The sequence below is a fragment of the Sinorhizobium sp. RAC02 genome (assembly GCF_001713395.1).
Lineage (GTDB): Bacteria > Pseudomonadota > Alphaproteobacteria > Rhizobiales > Rhizobiaceae > Shinella.
Genome location: NZ_CP016452.1, coordinates 905,322 through 920,247 on the forward strand (window position 1 = coordinate 905,322; position 14,926 = coordinate 920,247).

11 protein-coding genes are annotated in these 14,926 nt (G+C 62.6%); 5 read left to right on the forward strand and 6 right to left on the reverse strand.

All coding sequences use genetic code 11. From position 1 onward, the window contains the following. Positions 1 to 95: 95 nt before the first annotated feature. Entirely contained in the window at positions 96 to 2,783 is a 2,688-nt protein-coding gene (locus tag BSY16_RS25350) for a DNA translocase FtsK (RefSeq protein ID WP_069062573.1), read from the forward strand. A 243-nt stretch (positions 2,784 to 3,026) separates the two neighbouring features. After that, positions 3,027 to 4,070, forward strand: coding sequence for a class II fructose-bisphosphate aldolase (gene fba, locus BSY16_RS25355; protein ID WP_069062574.1), 1,044 nt, complete (start codon positions 3,027 to 3,029; stop codon positions 4,068 to 4,070). A 38-nt stretch (positions 4,071 to 4,108) separates the two neighbouring features. Here fba and BSY16_RS25360 read toward each other — a convergent pair whose 3' ends face one another. From BSY16_RS25360 to BSY16_RS25375, 4 genes are all read right to left on the reverse strand, one after another. After that, on the reverse strand, positions 4,109 to 5,596 hold the full coding sequence (locus BSY16_RS25360; RefSeq protein WP_069062575.1) for an HAL/PAL/TAL family ammonia-lyase: 1,488 nt from the start codon (positions 5,594 to 5,596) through the stop codon (positions 4,109 to 4,111). Continuing rightward, positions 5,589 to 6,419 (reverse strand): quaternary amine ABC transporter ATP-binding protein, encoded by an 831-nt coding sequence (locus tag BSY16_RS25365; RefSeq protein ID WP_069062576.1) that lies wholly within the window; start codon positions 6,417 to 6,419, stop codon positions 5,589 to 5,591. The genes BSY16_RS25360 and BSY16_RS25365 overlap by 8 nt, the downstream gene beginning before the upstream one ends. Beyond that, entirely contained in the window at positions 6,412 to 7,269 is an 858-nt protein-coding gene (locus BSY16_RS25370; protein WP_069062577.1) for an ABC transporter permease, read from the reverse strand. Before BSY16_RS25370 ends, BSY16_RS25365 begins: the two co-directional genes overlap by 8 nt. A gap of 99 nt (positions 7,270 to 7,368) precedes the next feature. Further along, entirely contained in the window at positions 7,369 to 8,403 is a 1,035-nt protein-coding gene (locus BSY16_RS25375; protein ID WP_069062578.1) for an ABC transporter substrate-binding protein, read from the reverse strand. A 509-nt stretch (positions 8,404 to 8,912) separates the two neighbouring features. Here BSY16_RS25375 and hutC point away from each other — a divergent pair. Then, the gene (gene hutC / locus BSY16_RS25380) at positions 8,913 to 9,653 is read left to right on the forward strand and encodes a histidine utilization transcriptional repressor HutC (protein WP_069062579.1); all 741 of its coding nucleotides are present in this window, start codon (positions 8,913 to 8,915) and stop codon (positions 9,651 to 9,653) included. A gap of 500 nt (positions 9,654 to 10,153) precedes the next feature. After that, entirely contained in the window at positions 10,154 to 10,777 is a 624-nt protein-coding gene (locus tag BSY16_RS25385; RefSeq protein ID WP_069062580.1) for a TerC family protein, read from the forward strand. 56 nt (positions 10,778 to 10,833) lie between these two features. Here the strand turns inward: BSY16_RS25385 and BSY16_RS25390 are convergent, their stop codons facing one another. Continuing rightward, complete coding sequence (locus tag BSY16_RS25390) at positions 10,834 to 12,861, reverse strand: beta-N-acetylhexosaminidase (RefSeq protein WP_502696033.1); 2,028 nt, start codon at positions 12,859 to 12,861, stop codon at positions 10,834 to 10,836. A gap of 13 nt (positions 12,862 to 12,874) precedes the next feature. After that, positions 12,875 to 13,348: a GNAT family N-acetyltransferase gene (locus tag BSY16_RS25395; RefSeq protein WP_069062582.1), complete on the reverse strand. Its 474-nt coding sequence runs from the start codon at positions 13,346 to 13,348 to the stop codon at positions 12,875 to 12,877. A gap of 432 nt (positions 13,349 to 13,780) precedes the next feature. Between BSY16_RS25395 and BSY16_RS25400 the strand changes: the two genes are divergently transcribed. Continuing rightward, positions 13,781 to 14,923: an alpha-hydroxy acid oxidase gene (locus BSY16_RS25400; protein WP_069063694.1), complete on the forward strand. Its 1,143-nt coding sequence runs from the start codon at positions 13,781 to 13,783 to the stop codon at positions 14,921 to 14,923. The last annotated feature ends 3 nt before the right edge of the window (positions 14,924 to 14,926 follow it).

Here is a 14,926-nt window from a genome sequence, read left to right on the forward strand (position 1 = left end):
AAGACGATTTCGGTCCGTTCCAAAGACAATGTTAACCTTCATTTCCTAACCATCTACGCATCCCTATCGGCAATGATCGTCGAGTTTGCAGGTTCATGCGTATTTCCAGAACAAACTTCTATCCCATCCTTGAAGCCGACGTGGAAAGTGACGCGCAAGCGGCACATTATTCTCACGAAAACAACGCCTTGCCGGAAGAGATTCCGCAGGTCGAGGATTGGCATGCGGCCGGAGAGCCGATTGCCAACGACGAGGACTATCGTCCGCGGTTCCGCTCACCCGCGCTGAGGAGCTACGACCCGGGTCAATATACGGACGGAAGCTGGGAAAGCCATTTCTACATGGCCCCGAATGTCCGCTTCACGCGCACCCCCGACAAGGTGGCCGCGAAGATCGAGGAGGCGGCGGCCGAAGAGGCGCAGCACGCCCAGTTGGTCATCGAACAGGCAGCCGCGGCAACAAAGCTTTCCGAGGCGGCACAGCTCTCGCAGTCGGAACTGCTCCAGCGTCTGCGCGAGGCGCTCGAAGACCGTCGCCGCCGTTCCGAGGAACAGCAGGCTGCGGCCGCGGCGCTTTCTGTCGAACCCACGCCGCCGCTGGTCCAGGCCGTTGTTGCCGCCGGCACGACGGGTACACCCGCCGATGCCGCCGTCGTGTTCAAGCCGGCGACCCCGCTGCCGGCGCCCGCGCCCACCGTGCAGGCTGCCCCGATCGCGAAGCCCGTCGTCAAGCCGGACGTGCGCGCCGCGATCAGTCGCTTTGCGCATCTCTCCGACCACGCGTTCTGGGAAACGTTTGTTCCGGACGAAGAGCCTTCCGAGGCACCGGTAAGACGGGCCGCCACAGTCGTGCGCATGCCCATGCCTGCGCCCGCACCGGCTCCCGTTGCCATTGCGACGCCTGCACCCGCAGTCATCGAGAAAAAGCGTGAAGAGCCGGATACCATCGCCTCGCTGTTCCGCGTCGTCGAATGCCGCCCAGCCGCAACGCGGCAGACAATCGTCGAGACCGTTGTTGCCGTTTCTGAGGTGACGCCGGAGCCGATCGTCGCTGCTGCAACGCCGATCATCGAGGCCGTGCCTGTTGCGGTGCCGGCGCCAGTTGAGATCAAGCCCGAGCCGGTAACCATCACTCCGGCCGCCGTCATCGAGCCTGTGCGCGAAGCCCCATCTTCTGTGCTCTCGCGCGCCAAGCCGTTTCAGGTCACCCTGGCGACATCCGCCAACGATACCTACGAATACCCGCCGCGGGAACTGTTGCAGGAGCCGCCGCGCACCGTCGGCTTCGTGCTGACGCAGGAGCAGCTGGAGCAGAATGCCGGCCTTCTCGAAAGCGTTCTGGAAGATTTCGGCGTCCGCGGCGAGATCATCCATGTCCGCCCCGGCCCGGTCGTCACGCTCTACGAATTCGAGCCGGCACCCGGCGTCAAATCCTCCCGCGTCATCGGCCTTGCCGACGATATCGCCCGCTCCATGTCGGCGCTCTCGGCCCGCGTTGCCGTCGTACCCGGCCGCAACGTCATCGGCATCGAACTGCCGAATGCGACGCGCGAAACCGTCTACTTCCGCGAGATGATCGACTCGGCCGATTTCGCCAAGTCCGGCTACAAGCTGCCGATCTGCCTCGGCAAGACCATCGGCGGCGAGCCGGTGGTTGCCGAACTGGCAAAGATGCCGCACCTGCTTGTTGCCGGCACCACCGGCTCGGGCAAGTCCGTCGCCATCAATACGATGATCCTGTCGCTGCTCTACCGGTTCCGCCCGGAGGAGTGCCGCCTGATCATGGTCGATCCGAAGATGCTGGAACTGTCGATCTATGACGGCATTCCGCACCTGCTGACGCCCGTCGTCACCGACCCCAAGAAGGCCGTCATGGCGCTGAAATGGGCGGTGCGCGAGATGGAGGACCGCTACAGGAAGATGTCCCGCCTCGGTGTGCGCAATATCGACGGCTACAACAGCCGCGTGGCCACGGCGCGCGACAAGGGTGAGACCATCACCATCAGCGTGCAGACCGGCTTCGACAAGGGAACCGGCGAGGCGATCAACGAGGAGCAGGAACTCGCTCTCGATCCGATGCCCTACATCGTCGTCATCGTCGACGAGATGGCCGACCTGATGATGGTCGCCGGCAAGGAGATTGAAGGCGCGATCCAGCGCCTCGCCCAGATGGCCCGTGCCGCCGGCATCCACCTGATCATGGCGACGCAGCGTCCCTCGGTCGATGTCATCACCGGCACGATCAAGGCGAACTTCCCAACCCGCATCTCCTTCCAGGTGACGTCGAAGATCGACAGCCGCACTATTCTCGGCGAGCAGGGTGCCGAACAGCTGCTCGGCCAGGGCGACATGCTGCATATGGCCGGCGGCGGGCGCATCTCGCGTGTGCATGGTCCGTTCGTGTCCGACGAAGAAGTCGAAAAGGTCGTGCTGCACCTGAAGGCGCAGGGCCGTCCGGAGTATCTCGAAACGGTCACCGCCGAGGAAGAGGACGAAGAGGACGACAAGCCGGCGGGTGGCGCAGTGTTCGACAAGGGCGACATTGCAGCCGAAGATGGCGACGATCTTTACGAAAAGGCGGTCAAGGTTGTCATGCGCGATCGTAAATGCTCGACCTCCTATATCCAGCGACGCCTCGCGGTTGGCTATAACCGCGCCGCCTCGCTCGTCGAGCGCATGGAGAAGGAGGGTCTCGTTGGTCCTGCCAATCATGTCGGCAAGCGCGAGATCATCAGCGGCGAACGCAACAGCTTTCAGGCGCCGGAGCCAAGCGACGACGAATAAGATTTGCTCCGGCGGCGATTGCCCCACCGCCGGGCATTTGTCCTACTTATTTGAATTGGATGGATTTTCCGGATCCGGCTCGCGCTTGCGGGCCGGATTTTTGCCATGTCCACGAGAAATTTATTCCAAGCCCCGCATTTAATCGATTTGGCTTGTATCGCGGTCTTTCAGGCCTGTTGCATATGGCGGACGATCTGTGAATAGTGCCGCCGACCCGAGAAACTGCATCCAAGGAGGACAGGAATGGCATTGATCACCATGCGGCAATTGCTCGATCACGCAGCGGAAAACGACTACGCACTGCCGGCATTCAACGTTAACAACCTGGAATATATCCAGGCGGTCATGCGCGCGGCGGATGCGACGGATTCTCCGGTGATCCTGCAGGCAAGCCGCGGTGCGCGTGCCTATGCCGGCGACGCCTTCCTGCGCCACCTCATTCTCGGTGCGGCTGAAGAGTATCCGCATATTCCCGTCTGCCTGCATCTCGACCATGGCGACCAGCCGTCGACCTGTATTTCGGCCATCACCAACGGCTTCACCTCGGTCATGATGGACGGTTCATTGCTCGCCGACGGCAAGTCGATCGCCAGCTACGACTACAATGTCGATGTCACGGCGGAAGTCGTGAAGATCGCGCATGCGGCCGGTGTTTCGGTGGAAGGTGAACTTGGCTGTCTCGGCAACCTGGAAACGGGCGCCGGCGAGAAGGAAGACGGCCACGGTTTTGAAGGTAAGCTGACCCGCGAAGAGCTTCTGACCGATCCGGACCAGGCGCTCGATTTCGTCTCGAAGACCGGCGTCGATGCACTCGCCGTCGCCATCGGCACCAGCCACGGCGCCTACAAGTTCACCCGCGCGCCGGATGGTGACATCCTGTCGATCGAGACGATCGCGAAGATCAACAAGAAGCTGCCGAACACGCACCTTGTCATGCACGGTTCCTCGTCGGTTCCGCAGGAACTGCAGGATCTCTTCACCACCTATGGCGGCGAGATGAAGCAGACCTGGGGCGTTCCGGTCGCGGAAATCCAGAAGGCCATTCCGCTTGGCGTGCGCAAGGTCAATATCGACACGGACCTGCGCCTCGCGATGACCGGCACGATCCGCAAGAACTTCAAGGAAAAGCCGGATAATTTCGACCCGCGTACCTACCTGAAGCCGGCAACCGCCCTGATGGCGGAAGTCTGCAAGGAGCGCTTCGAAGCCTTCCGCACCGCCGGCAAGGCTTCCAGCATCCGCGTCAAGCGCCTGCCTGACATGGCGAAGTTCTACGCAACGAAGTAAGCTTTTGCCCCTCCCGGCTTTGCCGGGAGGGGTTTTTACTATGCCGCGGTCGTACGGAGAAGGTTCCGCACGCGCGCAAGCAGGCCATTGAGCGGCCGGTCGTCGCGATAGATCGGCACAATAGTGCGGACACACTCGTAAAGGGCTCCGGTGCCTGCCGCCTTGCCGCTCTGGCTCGGCTGCATGTCGTAGGCCTGGGTGGCGCTCATCACCTCGATTGCCAGAACGGTTTCCAGATTGGCGATGATGGCTAGCGCCTTGTCCGCTGCCGGGGTGGCGTGTGTCAGGATGTCTTCCTGCAGGGCAGAGGTAATGCCGCCGTCGAGACTGGCGGGGGCGGCGAGGCGGCGGTTTTCGGCAACGAGGCCGGCCGCCGTGTACTGAATGATCATGAAGCCGGAGGCGACGCCGCTACCTTCCGCCAGAAAGGCGGGAAGCTTGCTGACGAGCGGGTTGACGAGGCGGTCGATGCGGCGCTCTGAAATGGCAGCAAGCTCGGCAGCCGCGACGGCGAGCCCATCCATCGCAAGACCAAGCGCCGCGCCGATGGCATGCGCCTGCGAATGCACTTCGGGCGCTTCGGGCGAACCGGCCACGACCGGATTGTCCGTGACGCTCGCAAGCTCGCGGTTCACTACGTCTGCAATCTGCCCGATGCTGTCGCGCACCGCGCCATGCACCTGGGGTACGCCGCGAAGGCTGAGCGGATCCTGCGTTCGCGACCCTGCCGATTGCGCGAGCAACGGGCTGCCGGCCAGCAGGCGGCGAAGATTGTCACCGACCGTCTGGAGACCGGGCGAGGTGCGTAGTGCCAGTGGCGCGGCGGCAAAAGGGTCCGCCTGTGCGCCGAGATTTTCGTAGCTCATCGCGGCGGCGGTATCGGCCCAATCGAGCAGATGCGCCGTGCGGGCAACGGCGAGGCTTGCAAGACCGGTTGCGCAAGGCGTGCCGTTGACGAGGCTGAGGCCTTCCTTCGCGCCGAGCACCAGCGGCGTCCGACCCAGCATCTCCATGGCCTGCTTGCCGGAGATCGTCTCGCCTTTATGGCGCGCTTCGCCTTCGCCGATCAGCACGAGGCCGATGGCGGCGGCGTGGGTGAGGTAGCCGACCGATCCCTTCGACGGAATGACCGGCAGGATATCGGCATTGAGCAGCGCCAGCAGCGTCTCGACCGTCTCGATGCGAACGCCGGAATAGCCATGGGAAAAATTGGCGATCTGGGCGGCCATCACCGCGCGGGTCTCTTCCCGGCCGAGCGGCTCGCCGACGCCGCAGGCATGGCTGAGCAGGATATTGCGCGACAGCGCCTGTTGCTCGGGAATATCCACGATCACGTCGCAGAGTGCGCCGACGCCTGTGTTGATGCCGTAGCCGCGCACCCGCCTGGCCACGAGCGCATCGACGATGGCACGCGCATCGGCGATGCGCTGCCATGTCTTGTCCGACAGGGAGAGCGCCGCGCCTTTCGCGACGGCGGCGATCTCCTGCCAGGTGAGGGGGCGATCGAGGACGATCGTCTCAGGCATGCTGGCTTTCTCCTGCGCCGGCGCGGCGCTGCACGAAGCGGGCGACATAGTCGTTGGCGGGGCTGTTGAGGATTTGGCTCGGGGTACCGACCTGCACCAGCTTGCCGTCTTTCAGGATCGCGATCTGCGCGCCGATGCGCAAGGCCTCGTCGAGATCGTGCGTGATGAAGACGATGGTCTTGTGCAGGTTCTTTTCGAGCTGGAGAAGCTGGTCCTGCATGTCGGCGCGGATCAGAGGATCGAGCGCGGAAAAGGCCTCGTCCATCAGGATGACGTCGGTGTCGGCCGCCAGCGCACGCGCCAGGCCGACACGCTGCTTCATGCCGCCGGAAAGCTGGTGCGGGAACTTGTTTTCGTAACCGGCAAGGCCGACCGTCTCGATCCACTTCATGCCGATCGGCTTGGCGTCGTCCTTGGTGAGCCCGCGCACGCGCTGGCCGTAGACGACGTTCTGCAGCACGGTGCGATGTGGCATCAGGCCGAAATTCTGGAACACCATGCTGACCCGGCGGTTGCGGAAGTCGCGCAGGTCCTTGGGCTTCAGGTCGAGCACATTGCTGCCGTCGACCAGGATTTCACCGCTCGTCGGCTCGATCAGGCGGTTGATGTGGCGCACCAGCGTCGACTTGCCGGAGCCCGAGAGCCCCATGATGACGAAGACGCGGCCGCCCGGAATGTCGAGGCTGACATTGTCGAGGCCGACGCTGCATCCGGTCTTGGCGAGGATCGCCGTCTTGTCGGCGCCATCCTTGGTCATCGCCAGCGCGGTCTTCCAGTTGCCGCCGAAGATCTTGGAAACGTTGCGGATTGCGATGTCAGTCATTGCCGCGTTCCTTCCGGCTGGATTGGCCAAAACCCTGCGTGATGCGATCGAGCACGATGGCGAGAATGACGATGCCGAGGCCGGCTTCCAGCCCCTTGCCGACGTCGAGCGTCTGGATGCCGTTCAGCACCTGCTCGCCGAGGCCGCGCGCGCCGATCATCGAGGCGACGACGACCATGGAGAGCGCCATCATGATCGTCTGGTTGAGGCCGGCCATGATGGTAGGCGTGGCGAGCGGAAGCTCGACGCCGAAGAGGATCTGCGGCGGGCTGCCGCCGAAAGCTGTTGCAGCCTCCACCACTTCACCATCCACCTGGCGAATGCCGAGATCGGTGAGGCGGATGAGCGGCGGCACGGCATAGATGATGGTGGCGAGCACCGCCGGCACCTTGCCGAGGCCGAAGAGCATGATCGCCGGAATGAGATAGACGAAGCTCGGCATGGTCTGCATGACATCGAGCACCGGCAGCGTAATGCGCCGCATCAGTTCGCTTTTCGCAAGCCAGATGCCCATCGGAACACCGATGGCGACGGAGATGAGGCTGGCGATCAGCATCAGCGCCAGCGTCTGCATCGTCAGGTCCCAGAGCCCGAGCGCGCCGACGGCAAACAGCATGACCGCGACGATGATGACCAGCGAGATTTTTTTCGAGGCGAACCAGGCAAGCGCCAGGAAGACGATGAAGACGGCCCACCAGGGCAGGCCGCGCAGGATCCACTCCACGAAGAGGATCGCCTGAAGGAGGGTTTGCGAGATCGCCTTGAAGACGAAACCGTAGTTCACCACCAGCGACTGCACAAAGTCGTTGATGGGGCCTCGAATGGAAATGTGAAAAGCTTCAGGAAACATCGGTGAGATCCTCGCGCGCGCCAGCCCGCCATCCGGCGACCGGCCCCTGTCCTGACGGGAAAAGGCTGCGCGCCGGAAGGCCGGCGCACAGCCCTGCGATTACTTGACGGCCGCTTCGATGCGCGCCTTGGCATCCGCCGAGACCCAGCCGCCCCAGACGTCGGCCTTGGTCTGGAGGAAGTTCTTGGCGGCTGCGACGGCATCGACCTTCTGGTCGGTCATGTAGGCGAGGCTGGCATTGACCTCGTCCAGCGGGAAGGTCGCCTTTTCGAGGATTTCCATGATTTCAGGCGCTTCGCCGGCAAAGGTGCTGTTGACGCCGTAAGCCACTTCCACGGAGGGGAAGGCGCAACCGGCGTCACGCTTGCCATCGGCGCTGGTCAGTTCCTTCCAGCAGGCGTCGTTGTAGGCCGGCTCTTCCAGCTGGATGAGCTTGTACTTGCCCATGATCGCCGTCGGGCTCCAGTAGTAGAACAGCATCGGCTCGCCCTGGAGATAGGCCGAAGCGATCGCCGCATCGAGCGCCGTGCCGGTGCCCGGGCGGAAATTCACGTAGGTCTCGCCGAGCTTGTAAGCTTCAAGCTTGGCCGTGTTGACGCCTTCGCAGGTCCAGCCCGACGGGCAGTTCAGGAAGCGGCCCTTCGACGGCTCTTCCGGGTCCTTGAACAGTTCGACGATCTTTGGGTCGGAGAGCTGCTCGACGCTCTTCAGGTCCGGCGCCTTGGCTTCGATGCCCTTCTCGGCATCGCCCTTCACCAGATATTCCGGCACGAACCAGCCTTCGGCGGCGCCAACGAAGGTCTTACCGACCGACTTCACCTGACCGGCGGCGGCCGCCGTGTTCCAGATGTCCGAACGGCCGATCCATTCTTCGGCGAAGATCTGCACGTCATTGTTGGCGGTCGCCTGTTCCAGCGTCACCGAGTTGCCGGGGATGGAATCGACCTTGCAGTCGTAACCCTTGGCAAGGATTTCCTTCATGACCTCAGTGATGAAGGCGCCGCTTTCCCAGTCGATGCCGGCAAAGGTGACGGTCTTGCCGTCGCCGCAATAGGAGGCCTGCGCCGTGCCGGAGGAGACGCCGATGAAGGCGACGGCGGCGAGAAGTGCGTATTTCAGGTTGGAATTCAGCATGTCAGTTCCCCTTTTTTGATGATGGTAACGTTGAAAACCAGCGATTTTGAAAGGCCGCCGGGGCGGCGTCATGCATGCAGGACCTTTCGTGAAGTTCACTATACAACTTAGTAGACAACTATCCTGTTCCGCGCGCGATGGCGCGTGTCTACGCGCGACATTTTATGTCGCTTTCAAAGTGACTCGTAAGGGCGGCGAACGTGTTGTTGCGTCCCTCAATGCCAGTGGGGTTCTATGTTGCGAAATTCGCGGGCATTGGGCAATTTTCTGACCCGATGCGTCTCGCCAAGTTGCCGGCGGCGGCTAGCCAGCTGATCTTTACGTCATGCTTGCGCAAGTCGACTATTTGTCGGAAGCTGTATAGGATAGTCGACGGAAGATGCCTAAGTTGTATATGTGACTTGGTGGTTCCGGCCGGACAAGAAAGTGACGTGAATCAAAAAGCATGCTTACCTTGGTCGTATAGAACCTATAGGCGGATGCTGATTGGAATGCGGGGAGCCGTGGCGATGCTGAACGAAGAAACCGGCCTTTTGGCAAGGGACGCGAAGGACCGCGCTGCGCCGATCTACGAGCGTATGAAGACCGAGATCCGGGCACGCATCGAAACCGGCGAATGGCCCGTCAACCATCGTATTCCATCTGAAAACGAGCTGGTGGATACACTCGGCGTCAGCCGCATGACGGCGAACCGGGCGCTTCGCGAACTTGCCAACGAGGGTGTGATCACCCGCGTGCAGGGCAAGGGCTCCTTCGTCGCGCCGAAGAAGCGCAGCGCCCTGGCGCTCGGCGTGCGCAACATCGCCGATGAGATTCTGGAGCGCGGCGCGGTTCACCGTATGGAACTCATCCTCGCCCAGGCTGAGACCTGCGGACATGAGCTTGCCGCCGCACTGGAACTCGATATCGGCACCCAGTCCTTTCACTCCGTCATCGTGCACAACGAGGATGACGTGCCGATCCAGCTGGAGGACCGTTTCGTCAATCCCGCCGTCGCACCGGATTATCTGGAGCAGGATTTTTCGAGCACGACGCCGAACGCCTTCCTGACCAGCATCGCGCCCATCGCCAAGACGGAACAGTTCATCGAAGCGGTGCTGCCGCAGCCCTGGGAATGCAAGCTTCTGGCGATCGCCCGGTCGGAGCCTTGCATCCTCATCCGCCGCCGGACCTGGTCGCAAGATCGCGTGGTGACGACGGTGCGCCTGCTTTACCCGGGCTCGCGCTATCGGCTCCAGAGCAATTTTTGACAGGCGAGGCGGCGTCAACAGCTTCGCGACGGATTGACGACCAAATGCCCGGCTATCTGGACAGTGAGCCTTCATGCCGGAAGGTGGCCGCCGAAAGTCGCGCCATCATCCTGGAATAGTAGCCACCCTTCAGAAGCCTTCGGCCGAAGCGGTTTGATGCGACTGCCGCCTCGCGCCATGTCGCTAATTGTTTCCCACGAGGCGGTGCGTGATGGGCGGGATACGGATCGCGGCAGGAGCCCAAGTGGAAACGTTGAACGCGGTGGTCGCAGAGAGCACTGCATAAACGTTCACGGTTTATCAAATTTTGTTGAAAATCGCGTGTGAATCCGTGAAGGCTTCCGGGTGGCTGGATCGCTCCTGATGGCGGCTGCCGCGGAGGCTTTGCAGTCTCGCGGTGCCGTCCCGTCCGATGCGCGATGCCCATCCGAGACAAACATGCCTGTTGGCCGCCTGCGGTGTTCCGTTCAAGCGGCTTGCCAAGACCAGATGGGGAGAAAATGGACATTCTTACGGCGGCCGGCTTGACGGCGCTTCTGCAGGTCATCGCTATCGACCTCGTTCTTGCCGGCGACAACGCCGTGGTCATTGGCCTTGCAGCCGCAGGCCTTCCGCCTGAGCAACGCAAGAAGGCTATCCTCGTCGGCATTCTGGCGGCCACTATCCTCCGCATTGCCTTTGCGACGGTTGCGGTTCACCTGCTGGCGATCATTGGTCTTTTGCTGGCGGGCGGTCTGTTGCTGCTCTGGGTGTGCTGGAAAATGTGGCGTGAACTGCGCACCGCTCATGGTGATTACGACGCTGCCCTCGCCGAAGGCGCCTCGCGGAAAACATTCTTCCAGGCGGCAACGCAGATCGTCGTCGCCGACGTCTCCATGTCGCTCGACAATGTTCTTGCCGTTGCGGGTGCTGCGCGCGAACATCCGAGCGTCCTCGTCGTCGGGCTCGCATTGTCCATCGCCCTGATGGGTATTGCCGCAAACCTTATCGCGCGCCTGCTCACGCGGCACCGCTGGATTGCCTATGTGGGTCTCGCGATCATTCTCTATGTCTCGCTCGACATGATCTATCGCGGGGCACTCGAAGTCATGCCGTATCTCGCCAACGGAACGGCTGCTTTGTAATCGTCCCTGGCCGATGCCGGCTTTGCCCGGCGTCGGCTACAAACCGATGTTCGGCCCTAGGCCAGGGGATAGCCGTAGAGCACGGGCATGAGCCCGGCCGATGCCTTGAAGCGGTCCCAGGATTTTCGCTCCTTCTTCGTCCAGCCCGTCTCGGCGATAGCCGAAAGCCGCGGGAAGACGAGGCGATCGAATACGGCGCGGTCGGTCATCGGCTCCGACCAGATGCAGGCCTGGACGCCCCGGAGATTGGTCTTTTGCGCATCGCTCCACCCCGCGATGGGGTCGAAGGCATAGGTCATCTCGGGCGCCGACCAGCCTGCCCAGCTTGCGCCCGGTTCATCCCAGTCTGGGCTATTGGCCATGTCGAGATAGTAGGCCTGGCCGGGGCAGACGACCATGGAATAGCCTTCGCCGGCGAGCGCCGCGGAAACCTGCATGTCGCGCCAGCCGCAAAGATAGACTTTTTCCTTATCGATGACGTTGCCGTGCGCCGCCTCCTCCCAACCGCCGGTCACGCAGCCCTGCGAGGCGAGGAATTTCTGCACGCGCTCAAGGAAGATCGCCTGCAACATAGCAGCACCGGAGCCGTCGATGGCGTCGGCGCCGTGCGTATTGGTGATCACGTTCAACCGGCGGGCATGGGTCTGCGCCATTGCATCGCCGCCGATGTCACGCAGTTTCGCTAGCGCCTGTGGAGAGCCGGACCAGGCGCCGATCGGCACCTCGTCGGCGCCGACATGGATCGTCTTGAAAGGGAAGAGTTCGATCAACTCCTTGAAGATCGTCTCAAGCACCGTGTAGGTCTCTTCCCGGACCGGGTTGAGGCAATTGTCCGGAAAACCCTGGACGGAATAGTAGCTGCCCTCCTCCTGCGGGTCGCGCAGGCCGGGAATGGCCTGCTGCATGGCAAAACAATGGCCGGGCACGTCGATCTCCGGCACGATCTCGATGCCAAGGGTTTTGGCGTGGGTGACTATCCCGCGAATGACGGCCTTGGTGTAGTAGCCGCCGCTCTTCTCCGGTCCCGTGCCGAGAAGGGGCGGGATCGCCAGGCCTTCGCCGCGCCAGGCACCGATCTCGGTGAGGGCGGGATAGGCGTCGATCTCGACGCGCCAGGCCTCGTCGTCGGAGAGATGCCAGTGAAAGCGGTTGAGCTTGTTCCAGGCGAGAATGGCCAGCAGCTTGCGGATTTCGGCCTCGCCGTAGAACTGGCGCGCGACGTCGAGATGGAGGCCGCGCCAGGCCATGGATGGCGCGTCGGAAATCTGTCCTTCGCTCGGGAAGTTGTAGGCATCTGGAAAATGCCGCGCACCGCGCCAGATCTGTCCGAGCGTGACGAGGCCGTAGAAGAGCCCGTTACGCGTTGAGGCGGAGATGGAGACAGAGGCGGGAGAGAAGGCGATCTCATAGGCTTCCGGTGCGAGGCCGTCCTTCAGCTGAAGATGAACCGGAAGGCCACCTTCCGAAACGGGGCGGACGATGCCTTCGACGGCGAAGAGGGCCTCGGTCAAAGTGGTGAAGGCCTGGGCCACTTCCTCCGCCTCCGTGCCCGCTGCGACAAGCGTAAAGCCGGCTGGAACGGAGCGGCGACCAGAGACTGAAACGTGGTTTGGCCAGGGGATGATGGAAACCGGCGCCGGGGGAGCCGCCGGGACCGGATAGAACTCCACCCCACGCTTGAGCGGCGCATTGCCGCCCGTGAGTCTGGTGGGGGCTGTCGCGACGGCGAGCGTGCTGCCGTCTTTGAAGGCGAGATAGGCGCTTCGCGCGCCGTCCGTCCAGTGTTTGAATGCCCAACTCAGCCCATGAATGGTGATGGCCCAGCTTTCCCCTGGTTCCAGCTCGAAACCATCGGGCGGCAGCAGTTCCGTGAAGTTGGAAAGCCGCATGCCGACTGCGCCGCCCTCGACATCCGTCGTCGGATCGACCCGCCCGGGGCCGCTGACGCACAGCCGAAAATCGCGAAGTGTCGCTCCAGAATTGTTCTTCAGGCGCAGCATATAGGCCATCGCCCGGTCATCCGTCGCCGGCGTCCACGCGGTTTCGAGCTCAAAGGCGGATCGGTTCTGCAAAGGCATGGTAATCTCTGGCCTGGGTTCACTGAACGTCGAGCATTCCGGCATAGACGCCGGGCGCGGAGTTGGGGATCGGCATGGCGCCGACCGTTTTTTCGTAGAAGGCCGAAGGGCCGACATCGCCGATGATGGCATAGCCGTAGCCCATGGTCCTGAGATCGAGGAGCGAGGCTAGCAGCAGGGCATGACCGATGCCGAGACCCCGCGCCTCCTCGTCCACACCGGTCGGGCCAAAGAAGCCACGGGCGATCGATTCATGGCAGGCGAAACCGAACAGCCGTTTTGCGCGCGTTGCGATGAAGCAGGTGGGCGGTTGGCGCGTCAGGGCAATGGACGTCTCGCTCGCCCAGCCTTTGCCGAACCGTTGCGAGACCCATTCCGCCACGAGCTGGGCTTCCGGCGCCAACGGTCGGCGGATCGTCACGCCAGCCTTGGCCATTCTGGCGTCGAGCTCCGGGTTCGGGGCGAGGAGCGAAAGGTTGACGAGATAGTCCAAGCTGAAATTCCCTGGTTTGTACGGCAATCGCGGACGTGGTTCGGGCGCCCTGCTCGATCCCTTTCGGTGCCGACCGTTAGGGGCACGAGCGCGCGTCCTCCCTCTTGCTTCGGCATTTGTAGTCAATCAATTTGATTTAATCAAAAGGGTGCTCTCCGTTCTCGCCCAATGCGGATCTCCGGGATCGCGGAAAGAGTTCGGCCGCAAAGCTCAGTATAGCCGGCGGCCATCGCGACAAAGGTGCATGATTTTTCAAGGGCGAAGATCGAACTTCATCAGCAGGCAGGGCACCCGGAATGTCACCGAATTTCCCGCGGTTGCGCCGAGGAATCCGTTGCGAGCGACGAAAGTGCCTCGTAAAAGGTTGCTGCCCGGAATGAGCGGAGACCCCCCGCGGTGGCGCCGGATGTTGCGAGGACAGACAGCATGAGTGTGAGCCAGGACCTGACGATTGCGGACCTCAAGGAGCGGGCCCGCCGCCGCGTGCCGAAAATGTTCTTCGAATATGCCGATTCGGGCGCGTGGACCGAGGGCACCTACCGGGCGAACGAAGAGGATTTCCACAAGATCAAGCTGCGCCAGCGCGTGCTCGTCGATATGAGCAACCGGTTGCTCGAAAGCGAAATGATCGGCGAGAAGGTTTCCATGCCCGTGGCGCTTGCCCCCACCGGCTTCACCGGCATGCAGCATGCGGACGGCGAAATGCTCGCCGCCCAGGCAGCGGAGGAGTTCGGCGTGCCTTTTACGCTTTCGACAATGAGCATCTGCTCCATTGAGGACGTGCGCTCCGTCACCTCAAAGCCCTTCTGGTTCCAGCTCTATGTGATGCAGGACAAGGACTTCGTCTATAACCTGATCGACCGCGCGAAGGCCGCAGGCTGCTCGGCGCTCGTGCTGACGCTCGATCTGCAAATCCTCGGCCAGCGCCACAAGGATCTGCGCAACGGTCTTTCCGCCCCGCCGCGCTTCACCCCGAAGCATTTGTGGCAGATGGCGACACGGCCCTTCTGGTGCATGGATATGCTCGGCACCAAGCGCCGCACCTTCGGCAACATCGTCGGCCATGCCAAGGGCGTTGGGGACCTTTCGTCACTCTCCTCCTGGACATCCGAGCAGTTCGACCCGCAGCTTTCCTGGAAGGATATCGAGTGGATCCGCGACCGCTGGGGCGGCAAGCTCATCCTCAAGGGGATTCTGGACGAGGAAGATGCCCGCATGTCGCTCGATAGCGGTGCGGATGCGATCATCGTCTCCAATCACGGCGGTCGCCAGCTCGATGGTGCAGCCTCCTCGATCAGCATGCTGCCGCGCATCGTCGATGCGGTCGGCGACCGGATGGAAGTCCATCTCGATGGCGGCATCCGCTCCGGGCAGGACGTCCTGAAGGCGCTGTGCTACGGCGCGAAGGGCACCTATATCGGCCGCCCCTTCCTCTATGGCCTCGGCGCGGGCGGCAAGGCCGGCGTGCGCCGCACGCTGGAAATCATCCGCAAGGAGCTCGACATCACCATGGCGCTCTGCGGCGAGCGCGACGTGAAGAACCTGTCGCGCAACAACCTGCTCAAGGATATCTGAAGG

Coding starts and splice junctions, on each gene's coding strand:
- hutC (WP_069062579.1), top strand. CDS start 8,913: ATGCTGAACGAAGAAACCGGCCTTTTGGCAAGGGACGCGAAGGACCGC.
- BSY16_RS25370 (WP_069062577.1), bottom strand. CDS start 7,269: ATGTTTCCTGAAGCTTTTCACATTTCCATTCGAGGCCCCATCAACGAC.
- BSY16_RS25365 (WP_069062576.1), bottom strand. CDS start 6,419: ATGACTGACATCGCAATCCGCAACGTTTCCAAGATCTTCGGCGGCAAC.
- fba (WP_069062574.1), top strand. CDS start 3,027: ATGGCATTGATCACCATGCGGCAATTGCTCGATCACGCAGCGGAAAAC.
- BSY16_RS25360 (WP_069062575.1), bottom strand. CDS start 5,596: ATGCCTGAGACGATCGTCCTCGATCGCCCCCTCACCTGGCAGGAGATC.
- BSY16_RS25350 (WP_069062573.1), top strand. CDS start 96: ATGCGTATTTCCAGAACAAACTTCTATCCCATCCTTGAAGCCGACGTG.
- BSY16_RS25385 (WP_069062580.1), top strand. CDS start 10,154: ATGGACATTCTTACGGCGGCCGGCTTGACGGCGCTTCTGCAGGTCATC.
- BSY16_RS25375 (WP_069062578.1), bottom strand. CDS start 8,403: ATGCTGAATTCCAACCTGAAATACGCACTTCTCGCCGCCGTCGCCTTC.